We start from the raw sequence: 13,296 nt of genomic DNA on the forward strand, positions 1-13,296 counted from the left end.
GCTGAGCGTAGGCATTCACAGCGGGTTAGCAGCAAGCAAAGGTAATCCGGTGTCCGTATTCGTCGACGTCGCACCTGGCGGTGCGACCCGCCCGCCTGGCGTCACCAGGTTTCCGGGGTGGCTGTCCCGCATCGGGCTCCCCCTCCTGTCGCTGCTGGTGTTCTTCATCGTCTGGCAGCTGGCGGCGGCGAGCGGGATCTGGAACCAGACCTTCGTCCCCTACCCGAGCACGGTGTGGCGGGCCTTCATCGACGTGTCGACCACGCACGATGGCGTCCGCGGGTACGCCGGCTATTTGCTCTGGGAGCACCTGTACATGACGCTGCGCCGGGTGTTCGCCGGCGTCGTCATCGGTGTCGCCGGCGGCCTGGCGCTCGGCTTGGTGATGGGCTCGATCCCCTGGGTCCGCACCGTGCTGGAACCGTGGCTGACCTTCCTGCGGGCGCTGCCCCCGCTGGCATACTTCTTCCTGCTGGTCATCTGGCTCGGCATCGACGAGGCTCCCAAGGTCACCCTGCTGGCGCTGGCGGCACTGCCGCCCGCCGCGGTGGCCACCACCGCAGCCGTTGTTGCCGTGCCGGTCAGCCTGGTCGAAGCGGCCCGCGCGCTGGGCGCCTCGCGACGTGATGTCGTGCGCGACATCGTCATTCCCTCGGCCCTCCCGGAGACGTTCACCGGTATCCGGCTCGCCGTCGGTATGGCCTACTCCTCGGTGGTCGCCGCCGAGTTGTTCAACGGCATTCCCGGTGTCGGCGGCCTGGTCAAGGACGCCAGCAATTACAACAACACCCCCGTCGTGCTGGTCGGCATCTTCGCGATCGGTATCTCGGGGCTCGTGATCGACGGTCTACTGCGCGCTGTCGAGCGTCGCGCCGTCCCGTGGAGAGGAAAGGTATGAACCGCAGGAAGTTCATCGCCGTGGCTGCCGCCGCCATCAGCATGATCGGCATGGCCGGCTGCTCGGTCGATCACTCGAATTCGCAGGCGGGCAAGCCGACACTGCGGATCGGTTACCAGACCTTCCCCAGCGGCGACCTGATCGTCAAGAACAACCGGTGGCTGGAAGACTCATTGCCGGACTACAACATCAAGTGGGTCAAGTTCGACTCCGGCGCCGACGTCAACACCGCGTTCATCGCCAAGGAGCTCGACTTCGGCAGCCTGGGCTCGAGCCCGGTCGCCCGTGGACTGTCGGCCCCGCTGAACATTCCGTACAGCGTCGCGTTCGTGCTCGACGTCGCCGGTGACAATGAGGCGCTCGTGGCTCGCAATGGCAGCGGCATCAACTCGATCGCCGATCTGAGGGGCAAGCGGGTGGCCACCCCGTTCGCTTCGACCGCGCACTACAGCCTGCTCGCCGCACTGGCCCAGAACGGGTTGTCGCCCAGCGATGTTCAGCTGATCGACCTGCAGCCTCAGACGATCCTGGCCGCCTGGGAACGCGGTGACATCGAGGCCGCCTACACCTGGCTGCCGACACTGGACCAGCTGCGCAAGACCGGTAAGGACCTGATTACCAGCCGGCAGCTGGCCGAAGACGGCAAGCCGACGCTGGATCTGGCCGCGGTGGCGAACTCGTTCGCCAAGGACCACCCCGAGGTCGTCGATGTCTGGCGCAAGCAGCAGGCCAGGGCGCTGACGGTCATCCACAGCGATCCGGCCGCGGCAGCCAAGGCCATCGCCGCCGAAATCGGTTTGTCACCAGCCGATGTCGAGGGACAGCTCAAGCAGGGCGTGTACCTCACACCGCAAGAGGTGGCCTCGCCGCAGTGGCTGGGCAGCCAGGGCAACCCCGGCAATATCGCCGTCAACCTGCAGAGCGCGTCGCAGTTCCTCGCCGACCAGAAGCAGATCCCGGTAGCCGCGCCGCTCAAGACATTCCAAGACGCGATCTATACCCAGGGCTTACCCGATGTCATCACCCAGTAAGGCCGTATCCGATAAAGCAGCCCCGGCGACCACAGCATCCGCGGCACACAAGGATGGCGGCATCCAGATCCGAAGTGTCGAACACCGTTACGGCACGACGACGGCGCTGGGGCCGGTGGATCTCGATGTGGAGCCCGGCTCGTTTCTGGTTCTGGTCGGCGCATCGGGATGCGGCAAGAGCACATTGCTGCGGTTGATCGCGGGATTCGAATCACCCAGCGACGGCGAGATCACGGTGTCCGGCCGTCGGCCGGTCCCAGGGCAGACCGCGGGAGTCGTGTTCCAGCAGCCCCGGCTGTTCCCGTGGCGCAGTGTCGGCGGCAACGTGGAACTGGCCCTGAAGTATGCCGGCACCCCGCGCGAGCACCGGGCATCGCGGCGCGACGAGCTTCTGCACCGAGTCGGGCTGGAAGATATTGCGCACCGCAAGATTTGGGAGATCAGCGGTGGGCAGCAGCAGCGTGTCGCGATCGCGCGGGCGCTGGCGTCCGAGCGGCCGGAGACCTCGCTGCTGCTGCTCGACGAGCCGTTCGCCGCGTTGGACGCGCTGACCAGGGAGCGCCTGCAGGAAGACATCCGCGAGGTGAGCGCGGAATCGGGACGGACCACCGTGTTCGTCACCCACAGTGCCGATGAAGCGGCATTCCTCGGATCCCGCATCGTGGTGCTGACCCACCGTCCGGGCCAAGTCGCCCTCGACCTTTCCGTCGACCTGCCCCGCACCGGCGTCGACGCCGACGAACTAAGACGCAGCTCCGAATACGTACGGCTGCGTCAGGAAGTCAGCCGGGCCGTCAAGGCCGCCGCGGTCTGATCCCGCGGCGGCGCTCAGCGATCTGAGCCGGCCCACTCGATCTCGAAGGCCACGATCTGCTGGACGGGAACAGCCAGAGCCAGTGGGGTGAAGGTCCCGGCGACCTCGTCGCGGGCCACCCCGGTCACCACTCGCCCACCGAAACCCCGTGGATCTCCAGGGATCTCGACGGTCAACGTGGTGATCCCGGCTTCTGGCGCCACCCGCAGGAAGAACTGCTGCTGCGGCGCGACCGGTGTGGTGATCGCGGTGCCGTCGGCGTCGACGACGCTGTGCCCGTCGCCAACCGTGACCGTGGCGGCATCGGCGGTGATCAACTGGAATGGACCGACCAATCCTGCCTCGACCACCGCGTCGGAGGCGACCACCGACGGGACCACGGCTGCCCGCCGCGCCGCGCGGGCACCGGCGAGCAGGTAATCGTAGAGATGGACGACCGGGGCGGCGTTGCGGTACAGGCCGGACTCCGCGAGCCGGAAGGTCAGGTCGGTGAGGGTGGCATCGCCCTCGACGATCAGCCGGTAGTGCCGGTAGCCCCCGCCCGGACGTCCGTAGCGGCGACTGCCCACTGTGGCGCCGACGCCCAGCAACTTGCTGATCCGGCCGCCGCCGGCCGGCAACGTCACTCGGGAGGCTGCGACGTCGTCCCACGTCACGCCGTCGCGGGACTTCTGCAGGGTCAACACTGCACCTTGCGCGCTCACGGCGTCCGCGGCGTACCCAGCGAGCTGCCGCTCCCCGTCGAATTCGACACGCACCTCTCCGGCGCGCTCGGTGGTGCGGGCCGGGACGTTGAGCGGCCGGTTGTCCAGCTCCAGTCCATTGGTCAGGTACCAGATCGCCGCCTGGGTGCCGGCTATCGCCTCATGCTCGCTGATGTTGCGGGACCCCAGCGCGTGCCCGGCGGCGCGCAGGTCACGGCTGAGTTGGGTGGTCGATATCGCCGGGTACGAATTGCGCAGGATCCAGGCGACCTCGGCCTCGTAGGCACGTGCCCGCAGGTGCGGCACCGCCGACCAGGTGTCGGCTCGGTAGCGCGACGGGCGGGTGGGCGCGATGCCGCCGAAGTCCAGGGAATACGCCTCGATATTGGGATTGAGACGGATCAAGTCGGTGCGCGCGGACGTGCCGTCGGTGAACACGATGGTGTCGACGGTGTGCGAGTAAGTGCCGCCGCGGTAGCGGGTCATTCGCGACAGGTTGGCCGGGGCCGGCTGCGTCCGACCTCGGACGGCGACTCTCGCGGGTGCGGGTGCAAACAAAGACAGGGATGCCATCGGGTTGATCTCTCTGGGTACGTCGAAGCGCGCAGACGATCACGCCGAGAAGGCGGCGGGCTGAGCGCGAGGAATTACGGCGTCAGAAGAATCAACAACAACAGAAGCGCACATCAGAGCAGCGCGTGTAACCGAAGCGCGGCGATGCGGGCTGTTGCATGGCAATACCATACGGCACGCTGCCGTCAAACTCGTAACCGAGTTCGCATCACAGTGACGTCCAAACCTGTGCAGGCCGCCCAATAAGGAACGATGATTGGCCACACCCCGAGAAGTGGAGGACTCGATGACGTCGGCTCAGAATGAATCGCAGGCACTTGGCGCGGCCGCTGCGCGGCAGCTCGCCAATGCCACCAAGACCGTCCCGCAGTTGGAGACGATCACCCCCCGGTTTCTGCTACATCTGCTGAGCTGGGTCCCGGTCGAGGCGGGTATCTACCGGGTCAACCGGGTGGTGAACCCCGAGCGGGTGGCCATTCATGCCGAAGTCGGCGGCGAGAACGTCGAAGATCCGCTGCCGCAGACCTACGTCGACTACCAGACCAGCCCCCGTGAGCTCACGCTGCGCGCGATCTCGACGCTGCTCGATGTGCACACCCGGGTGTCGGATCTGTATTCCAGTCCGCATGACCAGATCGCCCAGCAGCTGCGGCTGACGATCGAGACGATCAAGGAACGCCAGGAATCCGAGCTGATCAACAACGCCGAGTACGGCTTGCTGTCGCAGGTGACGCCGGAGCAGACCATCGAAACCCTGGGCGGGGCACCCACCCCGGATGACCTGGACGCGCTGATCACCAAGGTGTGGAAGACGCCGGCGTTCTTTCTAACTCACCCGCTCGGAGTGGCGGCATTCGGCCGGGAGGCCACCTACCGCGGCGTTCCGCCGGTGGTGATCAACCTGTTCGGCGCCCAGTTCATCACCTGGCGTGGTATCCCGATCGTGCCGAGCGACAAGGTGCCGGTCGAGGATGGCAAGACCAAGTTCATCCTGGTGCGCACCGGCGAGGAACGCCAGGGCGTGGTCGGGTTGTTCCAGCCCGGGCTGGTCGGCGAGCAGGCCCCCGGGCTTTCCGTCCGGTTCACCGGTATCAACCGTTCCGGGATCGCCTCCTACCTGGTGACCCAGTACTCGTCACTGGCTGTGCTGACCGATGATGCGCTGGCCGTGCTCGACGGTGCTGCGGTGGACCAGTTCCATGAGTACAAGTGAGTACCGGTCGGTAGACGCCGAGGGCGAGCTTCCGATCAGCGAGGCCGAACTGACGGCGCTGGCCAACCAGCTGTTTGCCGCCAGCTTCCGGCCCGGTAACGACAGTCCCCCGCAGACGGCTCCGCCGGCCCCACGCGGCAACGTCCCCGACACGACGGCCGCGGCGTCCTATGGCGCGGCCGCCGCGGGAGGTTCACCGGTGGTTCCGCCCGCGGTACTGACGCACGCCCCCGGGGTGACACTGCCCCCACCGCCGAGTTCACCCGGGCCCGAACCGGTTCCACCGCAAGCGGTGCCGGGATTCGCCGTTCCCAGCGGGATCGTGCCAACTCTGCCGGGAGTCTTGGCCGGCTCGGCGCCGAGCGCACCGGTGGCACCGCGCGGTTCGACCCCGGGGTGGCCGACGGGAGTTCCTGTCATCCCGGACATTGCGTTGCACACTCTCGCACCCAGCGGTGACGAAGCGAATTATTACTTCGTCTCCGGCGCACCGGCACTATCCGAGCCGGTACCGCAGATCCCGGATCGTCACGAGATCTTCGATGTCAACGCGATCCGTGCCGATTTCCCGATCCTGCGCGAGACCGTCAACGGCAAACCGCTGATCTGGTTCGACAACGCCGCCACCACCCAGAAGCCGCAGGCGGTGATCGATCGTCTGGCGTACTTCTACGCGCACGAGAATTCCAATATCCACCGCGCCGCACACGAATTGGCGGCCCGGGCCACCGATGCCTACGAAGAGGCCCGCGAAGCCGTTCGGCGGTTCATCGGCGCGGCCAAGACCGAAGAGATCATCTTCGTGCGCGGCACCACCGAGGCGATCAATCTGGTGGCCTACTCCTGGGGTGGCAAACACCTGAGCCCCGGCGACGAGATCGTCATCACCAACCTGGAACACCACGCCAATATCGTTCCGTGGCAGATTATTTCGCAGAAGACCGGGGCCGTGCTCAAGGTGGCACCGGTGGACGATGCGGGCAATCTGTTGCTCAGCGAATTCGAGGACCTGCTCGGCCCGCGAACCAAACTGGTTGCCGCAACCCAGGTTTCCAATGCACTGGGCACAGTCACGCCGGTGGACAAGATCGTCGAACTCGGCCATCGCTACGGTGCCCGGGTACTCATCGACGGCGCCCAATCGATCCCCCACATCCCGATCGACGTCAGCAAGACCGGGGCGGATTTCTTCGTGTTCTCCGGGCACAAGATCTTCGGCCCCACCGGGATCGGGGTGCTCTACGGCACCGAGGAGGCGCTGGCCGAAACCCCGCCGTGGCAGGGCGGTGGCAATATGATCGCCGACGTCACCATCGAGCGCTCGCTGTATCAGGGTTCGCCCAACAAGTTCGAGGCCGGCACCGGCAATATCGCCGACGCCGTCGGCCTCGGTGAAGCCATTCGCTATGTCGAGCGGGTGGGCATCGACCGGATCGCCGCCTACGAGCATGCGCTGCTCGAGTACGCCACGCCCCGGCTGGCCGCCATCGACGGGGTGCGCCTGATCGGCACCGCCGACGAGAAGGCCAGCGTGCTGTCCTTCGTGCTGGCCGGCCATGAACCGCTCGAGGTCGGCAAGGCGCTCAACGCCGAGGGAATCGCGGTCCGGGCCGGGCACCACTGCGCCCAGCCGATCCTGCGGCGGATGGGCGTGGAGACCACGGTTCGCCCGTCGTTCGCGTTCTACAACACCTTCGACGAGATCGACGTCTTCCTGGACGCGGTGCGCCGAATCGCCGAAGGTGGTGCGAACAGCGGTTAGAGGAGAACCGGGTTACCTAACTCACACGCACCCCCGGCCGTCTGGTATGACTGTCTAAGTAATTGCCGTAACGGGGAGGACTTGGGCCTGGTGAGCGCCCCGACCGAAGAGCGCGTGGTCTCTGCTGAACACCCACATCGGCCGGGTCTGGCCAAGTGGATCCGGCGGCTGGCGGTGCCGATCATCCTCGGCTGGGTCGGCCTGATCGTCGTCTTGAACACCGTCGTCCCGCAGCTGGATGAAGTCGGCAGGTTACGCGCGGTCTCGATGTCCCCCAAGGACGCGCCGTCGGTGATCGCGATGATGCGGTCGGGCAAGGTTTTCGAAGAATCCGACTCGGACAGCTCGGCGATGATCGTCCTTGAGGGCGACCAGCCCCTGGGCGACGCCGCGCACCACTTCTACAACGACATGATTGCCGAGCTACGTGCCGACACCACGCACGTGCAGCACATCCAGGACTTCTGGGGTGATCCGCTCACCGAGGCCGGTGCGCTGAGCGCCGACGCCAAAGCCGTCTACGTGCAGGTCGCGCTGGCCGGGAACATGGGTGAGACGCTCGGCAACGATTCGGTCGAAGCGGTTCAGAAGATCGTCAAGGGGCTGTCGCCGCCGCCGGGTGTCAAGGTCTTCGTGACCGGCGGTCCCGCGCTGCAGGCCGACCAGCAGATTGCCGGCGACAAGAGCATCCGGATCATCGAGCTCACCACCATCGGTGTCATCCTCGTCATGCTGTTGTTCTTCTACCGGTCGGTCATGACGGTGGTGCTCGTTCTGGTGATGCTGATCCTGGGTCTATCGGTGACCCGCGGCGCGGTGGCATTCCTGGGATATCACAACCTGATCGGCCTTTCCCCGTTCGCGACGCAGCTGCTCGTGACATTGGCGATAGCTGCGACGACGGACTATGCGATCTTCCTGATCGGGCGATATCAGGAGGCCAGATCGATCGGGGAAGACAAAGAACAGGCCTACTACACGATGTACCACGGCACCGCTCATGTGGTGCTGGCCTCGGGTATGACGATCGCCGGCGCGACATTCTGCCTGTCGTTCACCCGGTTGCCGTATTTCAAGTCGCTGGGCGTACCGCTCGCCGTCGGCATGGTGGTCGCGGTGATCTCCGCGTTGACGCTGGGCGCCGCGATCGTCACGGTGGCCAGCCGCTTCGGACTGCTGGAGCCCAAGCGCGCGATGCGGATTCGGTTCTGGCGCAAGCTTGGCGCGCTTGTGGTGCGCTGGCCCGCCGGCGTGCTGCTCGCGACAATTCTGGTCGCCTTGGTCGGCCTGATCACACTGCCGGGCTATCAACCGAACTACAACGACCGCAAGTACCTGCCGGCTGACTTGCCCGCCAACGAGGGCTTCGCGGCGGCGGAGCGACACTTCCCGATCGCCCGGATGAACCCCGAAATGCTGTTGGTCGAGACCGATCAGGACGTCCGTAATTCGGCGGACTTCCTGGTGATCGAGCGGATCAGCAAGGCCATCGCCAAGGTTCCCGGTATCGGAAGGGTGCAGTCGATCACCCGTCCCGCCGGGAAGCCGTTGAAGTACAGCACGATTCCGGCCCAGATCAGCATGGGTGGCACCGGGCAGACCATGAACCGCTCCTACCTGCAGGACCGCATGGCCGACATGCTGGTTCAGGGCGAGGACATGCAGAAGACCATCAACACGATGACGCAGATGATCGGCTTGATGGAGAGAATGAGCGGCACCATGCACGGCATGGTGACCAAGATGGACGAGATGTATGTGGACATCGCCGACCTGCGCAACCACATCTCTGATTTCGACGACTTCTTCCGCCCGATCCGCAATTACCTGTACTGGGAACCGCACTGCTACGACATTCCGCTGTGCTGGTCGACCCGGTCGGTGTTCGACACGCTGGACGGCGTCGACACCATGGTCGACGACATCCAGGAACTACTACCGGACATGCATCGCCTGGATGCCCTGATGCCACAAATGGTTTCGCTGATGCGCCCGACGATCGAGTCGATGAAGCGGATGCGAATCATGATGCTGACCCAGCAGGCCACCCAGGCCAGCCAGCAGGATCAGCAGGCTGCGCTCAGCGAGAACCAGGCCGCAATGGGCACGGCATTCAATGATTCGTTCAACGACGACACGTTCTACTTGCCGCCGGAGATCTTCGACAACGACGAGTTCAAGCGCGGCATAAAGAACTTCATCTCCCCCAACGGCCACGCGATCCGCTTCATCATCTCCCACGAGGAAGACCCGCTGTCGGCCGACGGGATCAATCGCATCGATGCGATCAAGGCCGCCGTCTTTGAAGCCATCAAGGGCACGCCCCTGGAAGGCTCCAAGGTCTACCTGGGCGGCACGGCCTCGGCCTTCAAGGACATGCAGGAAGGCAACAAGTACGACCTGCTCATCGCGGGCGTGGCCGCATTGTCGCTGATCTTCATCATCATGCTCATCATCACTCGTGCCATCATCGCCGCCGCCGTGATCGTCGGCACCGTGGTGCTCTCGCTCGGGGCGTCGTTCGGGCTGTCAGTGCTGCTCTGGCAGCACATCTTGGGCATCGAACTGCAATTCATGGTGATGGCGATGGCGGTCATCATCTTGTTGGCGGTGGGTGCCGACTACAACCTGCTCCTGGTCGCCAGGATGAAGGAAGAGATACCGGCCGGCATCAACACCGGCATCATCCGCGCAATGGGCGGCAGCGGTTCGGTGGTGACGGCGGCAGGCCTGGTGTTCGCGTTCACCATGATCTCGATGTCAGTCAGCACCATGGTGGTGGTTGCCCAGGTCGGGACGACAATCGGGCTCGGCCTGCTGTTCGACACCCTGGTGGTGCGGGCGTTCATGACGCCGGCGATCGCCGCACTCATGGGGCCATGGTTCTGGTGGCCCCAAATCGTGCGGCCCAAGCCGCTATCCACGCGACCGCACGGCAAGTTGCTCAGATAGCTCTCCCGCGAGCGGGCCTGTCCTTCTTCAGAAGACGATCGTCTGATTGCCGTTTCGGATAATGCGGTCCTGACAGTGCCACAGCACCGCACGTGACAGCACCGCGCGTTCGACATCCGCACCAAGGCGGGCCAGATCGCCGACCTCGTGGCGGTGGTCCACTCGCACGACGTCCTGTTCGATGATGGGTCCTTCGTCGAGCGCTTCGGTCACATAGTGTGCTGTCGCCCCGACGAGCTTGACGCCACGCTCCTTCGCGCGGCGATACGGCGCGGCGCCGACGAACGCGGGGAGGAAAGAATGATGAATGTTGATCAGAGGACAACCGATCTCAGCGAGGAAGTGCGGCGAGACGATCTGCATGTAGCGAGCCAGCACCACAAGATCAACGTTGCCGCGCAACATCTCGAGTTGACGCTGTTCGGCATGCGCCCGAATGTCTTTGGTAGCGGGCACATGCATGAACGGGACGCCGAATGGGCGCACCTGATCGGCTAGGTCGGGGTGATTGGAGATCACCATGACAATCGACATGTCCAGCTCACCGCGGCGGTTGCGCCAGAGCAGGTCCAGAAGGCAGTGGTCAGCCGTTGACGCCATGATCGCCACCCGTTTGGGCCGCGCGGCCTCGGTGAGCTTGAACTCCATATTGAACTGCGAGGCCACCTGCTCGGTGAAGTCTCGTTCCAAAGCGTCGCGCGCAGCGGACAAGCCAGGTAGGTGAAAGATCGTGCGCTGCATGAATGTTCCGCCGGACTGCTGCGTTGAATGCTGATCCAGCGACACGATGTTGGCTCCGGCTTGCGCAAGGAAGGCGCTGACGGCAGCCACCAGTCCGGGCCGATCAGCGCAGTGCAGTAGCAACCGGCCGATATCCTGATTCGGCGCAGCCCCCGGAAGCACCTGGGGGTGCGTTCGATTGATCGGCGTCGCCGCACCGTTCCGAAGCACCATGTGCCGCTGCCTCCTTCACTAGTTGACGCGCACTCGGGGCGCCGGCGGTAGCCGACGCCCCGAGCGTCCGATCAGCAATGGTCCCTTATCGGGGCACTGCCGAGCCGGTTATGACGATGCGCCGTGGGCGCCGTGGGCGCCGTTGGTGCCGTTGGCGCCGCTAGCGCCGGTGTTGCCGGTCGCACCGGTGTTGCCGGTCGTACCGTTGGCTCCGTTCGCTCCGGTCGCCCCCGTGTTGCCGGTGGTGCCGCTGCTGCCAGCCGTGCCAGTATGACCGGTGCGGCCGAATAGCCCGCCACGACCCGGGGTTCCAGCTGTAGCGCCGGTTCCGCCGGCTCCGCCGGTCCCGCCTGCAGCACCGGTACCACCCGTGCCGCCGGTTCCACCCGTACCGCCGGTGCCACCACTGCCACCCGCGCCGCCTGTCGCGCCCGAGCCACCGGTTCCACCGATACCGCCGACGCCGGTTCCGCCAGCACCTGTGCCAGCTCCGCCGTCGCCGCCGACGCCGCCGTTACCGCCAGCGTCACCGGCTCCGCCGGTCCCGCCTGCAGCACCGGTTCCGCCTGCGCCGCCGTTACCGCCGGCCTGGCCTGCACCGCCGGTCCCGCCGGTACCGCCAGTGCCGCCGTTGCCAGCCGCACCGCCGCTACCGAGGAGGCCGCCGGTACCGCCGTTGCCACCGGCACCGGCGGGTCCACCCGCAGTGCCGTTGCCACCGGCGTTGGTGGCGTTGGCACCGTTGGTACCGGTTCCGCCAGCACTGCCGGTTCCGCCAGCCTGGCCTGAAGCACCGGTTCCACCGTTGCCGCCATTGCCTCCGGTTCCGCCAGTACCGACCCCCGTGGTACTGCTCGCGGCGCCACCGGCACCGCCGGCGCCACCGTTGGTGTTACCGGTTCCGCCGTTGCCGCCGTTGGCACCGTTACCCCCGTTGGCTACTCCCCCGGCCTGCGTGTTGGTCGTTTCGCCACCGGCGCCACCGGCGCCACCATTGGAACCCGCGGTGCCGGTGCCGCCACTGGCGCCCGCACCTCCGGTCGTCACTGGTGCCGCTCCATCCGCGGCGCCGCCGGCACCGCCAGCTCCGCCGCCATTGCCGTCAGTACCGGCTGTGCCGTTGCCACCGGTGACAGGGTTGGTTGCACCGGCCTGGCCTTCCACCCCGGGATCACCACTAGGGGTCGGGTTCACACCGTTCAGCCCTGTCGTGCCCGCGGTGGTACCCGCAGTGCCCGTCACCCCGTTCGCAGCCGTGCCGCTCCCTGCGCCGCCTGCGGTACCGAGCGTGCCGTTGCCGCCGGTCCCGCCACTACCGCCGTGACCGAACAGGGCCAAAGAACCGGCATTTCCACCGTTGCCCCCTGCTGCACTGGTACCGCCGGCACCGCCGCCGCCGCCACTGCCGAAGAACAGTCCGCCGTTGCCGCCGTTACCGCCGGCCAGGCCTGCCGTCCCGGAGCCACCGACGCCGCCATAGCCGATCAACAGACCGGCATTGCCGCCATTGGCGCCCGAGCCTGCTGCGCCATTGGTGCCGTTGGCGATGAAAATATTCACGATCGGGATCTGTCCGGCGAGTCCAATGAGGCCATACAGCGGCTCGTTCACACCACCTGGGCTGAATACCGCGGCGGCCAGCATGTTCGGGGTAGGCGAGTTCAGGGTGAACGCAGAGGCGTTGGCCTCGAGTGCGCTACTGGCCGAACACCCGGATCCCACCATGAGGCACTGGAGGCCAGTCGTGGACTCAGCGCTAACCGCTGGTGACAGGGGTGGGGCAAGCGCAGGCGCGGCCTGCGCGGCGCCGGCCCCGAAGGCCAACGCAACGCCCGCACCTGCCATCGCAATTCCCGTTGCACAAGGATAGATGTATTTTCTCATGGTCTTGCTCCTGATTCGAGTTACTGATCTTTGAGCCTTATTCAGGCCAGATAAATGGATGTATCGTGGATTCGGAATTCCCAGTTCCGCATTGTTTTGGGCGAGCTCCCCCCGGAAGAACACCACCATTGGACGTTCTTCACGTATTGAATAGAATTCAAACGCAAAGCGTGAACAGGCCAGCCCCCAGCTGACCCAAATTACTGTTGAAATAGTTTCCGATCACGCGGTACGCACACCACATCAAGGCAGGGCGTAGCGGAGCCGATCACCGGCTTTATGCTGCAGATACGGCAGGCATACTCACGACCGGCGTCGAGATGAGGAACAAGACTAGAGCTGCGACCACGACTGTCGTGGGGCGGGCGTTGGCGCGAAATACCCGAATTCGCTTGATGGCTTTTGGGCCGTCATTGGAGATCCTTTGTGAGCTGCGCGATTTCCTAGCATCAGCTGATCTAATTCGATCCTCAAAAACCTGATTAATGCCAACCCTAGGCTCCACCCCCAG

9 protein-coding genes are annotated in these 13,296 nt (G+C 65.5%); 6 read left to right on the forward strand and 3 right to left on the reverse strand.

The features are described 5' to 3' along the window. The first annotated feature begins 49 nt into the window (after positions 1–49). From G6N38_RS00220 to G6N38_RS00230, 3 genes are read left to right on the forward strand one after another with little or no spacing between them, the layout of a single operon-like run. Entirely contained in the window at positions 50–898 is an 849-nt protein-coding gene (locus tag G6N38_RS00220) for an ABC transporter permease (protein WP_163745714.1), read from the forward strand. After that, complete coding sequence (locus tag G6N38_RS00225; protein ID WP_163745715.1) at positions 895–1,929, forward strand: taurine ABC transporter substrate-binding protein; 1,035 nt, start codon at positions 895–897, stop codon at positions 1,927–1,929. Before G6N38_RS00220 ends, G6N38_RS00225 begins: the two co-directional genes overlap by 4 nt. Further along, on the forward strand, positions 1,913–2,743 hold the full coding sequence (locus G6N38_RS00230) for an ABC transporter ATP-binding protein (protein WP_163745716.1): 831 nt from the start codon (positions 1,913–1,915) through the stop codon (positions 2,741–2,743). The genes G6N38_RS00225 and G6N38_RS00230 overlap by 17 nt, the downstream gene beginning before the upstream one ends. A gap of 14 nt (positions 2,744–2,757) precedes the next feature. Here G6N38_RS00230 and G6N38_RS00235 read toward each other — a convergent pair whose 3' ends face one another. After that, a complete protein-coding gene (locus G6N38_RS00235; RefSeq protein WP_163745717.1) occupies positions 2,758–4,020 on the reverse strand; it encodes a thioester domain-containing protein in 1,263 nt (420 codons plus the stop codon). A 286-nt stretch (positions 4,021–4,306) separates the two neighbouring features. On the opposite strand from G6N38_RS00235, the gene G6N38_RS00240 reads away from it, so the two are divergent. From G6N38_RS00240 to G6N38_RS00250, 3 genes are all read left to right on the forward strand, one after another. Next, positions 4,307–5,233, forward strand: coding sequence for a family 2A encapsulin nanocompartment shell protein (locus G6N38_RS00240; protein WP_163745718.1), 927 nt, complete (start codon positions 4,307–4,309; stop codon positions 5,231–5,233). Continuing rightward, complete coding sequence (locus G6N38_RS00245; protein WP_163745719.1) at positions 5,220–6,995, forward strand: family 2A encapsulin nanocompartment cargo protein cysteine desulfurase; 1,776 nt, start codon at positions 5,220–5,222, stop codon at positions 6,993–6,995. Before G6N38_RS00240 ends, G6N38_RS00245 begins: the two co-directional genes overlap by 14 nt. A gap of 90 nt (positions 6,996–7,085) precedes the next feature. Then, positions 7,086–9,947 (forward strand): MMPL/RND family transporter, encoded by a 2,862-nt coding sequence (locus G6N38_RS00250; protein WP_163745720.1) that lies wholly within the window; start codon positions 7,086–7,088, stop codon positions 9,945–9,947. 27 nt (positions 9,948–9,974) lie between these two features. Here the strand turns inward: G6N38_RS00250 and purU are convergent, their stop codons facing one another. Both purU and G6N38_RS00260 read right to left on the reverse strand, forming a co-directional pair. Further along, complete coding sequence (purU, locus tag G6N38_RS00255; protein WP_163745721.1) at positions 9,975–10,901, reverse strand: formyltetrahydrofolate deformylase; 927 nt, start codon at positions 10,899–10,901, stop codon at positions 9,975–9,977. A gap of 108 nt (positions 10,902–11,009) precedes the next feature. Beyond that, on the reverse strand, positions 11,010–12,746 hold the full coding sequence (locus tag G6N38_RS00260; protein ID WP_163745722.1) for an exosporium protein: 1,737 nt from the start codon (positions 12,744–12,746) through the stop codon (positions 11,010–11,012). Positions 12,747–13,296: the final 550 nt, after the last annotated feature.

Source organism: Mycolicibacterium helvum (assembly GCF_010731895.1).
GTDB lineage: Bacteria > Actinomycetota > Actinomycetes > Mycobacteriales > Mycobacteriaceae > Mycobacterium > Mycobacterium helvum.

Coding starts and splice junctions, on each gene's coding strand:
- G6N38_RS00225 (WP_163745715.1), top strand. CDS start 895: ATGAACCGCAGGAAGTTCATCGCCGTGGCTGCCGCCGCCATCAGCATG.
- G6N38_RS00230 (WP_163745716.1), top strand. CDS start 1,913: ATGTCATCACCCAGTAAGGCCGTATCCGATAAAGCAGCCCCGGCGACC.
- G6N38_RS00235 (WP_163745717.1), bottom strand. CDS start 4,020: ATGGCATCCCTGTCTTTGTTTGCACCCGCACCCGCGAGAGTCGCCGTC.
- G6N38_RS00240 (WP_163745718.1), top strand. CDS start 4,307: ATGACGTCGGCTCAGAATGAATCGCAGGCACTTGGCGCGGCCGCTGCG.
- G6N38_RS00245 (WP_163745719.1), top strand. CDS start 5,220: ATGAGTACAAGTGAGTACCGGTCGGTAGACGCCGAGGGCGAGCTTCCG.
- purU (WP_163745721.1), bottom strand. CDS start 10,901: ATGGTGCTTCGGAACGGTGCGGCGACGCCGATCAATCGAACGCACCCC.
- G6N38_RS00260 (WP_163745722.1), bottom strand. CDS start 12,746: ATGGCAGGTGCGGGCGTTGCGTTGGCCTTCGGGGCCGGCGCCGCGCAG.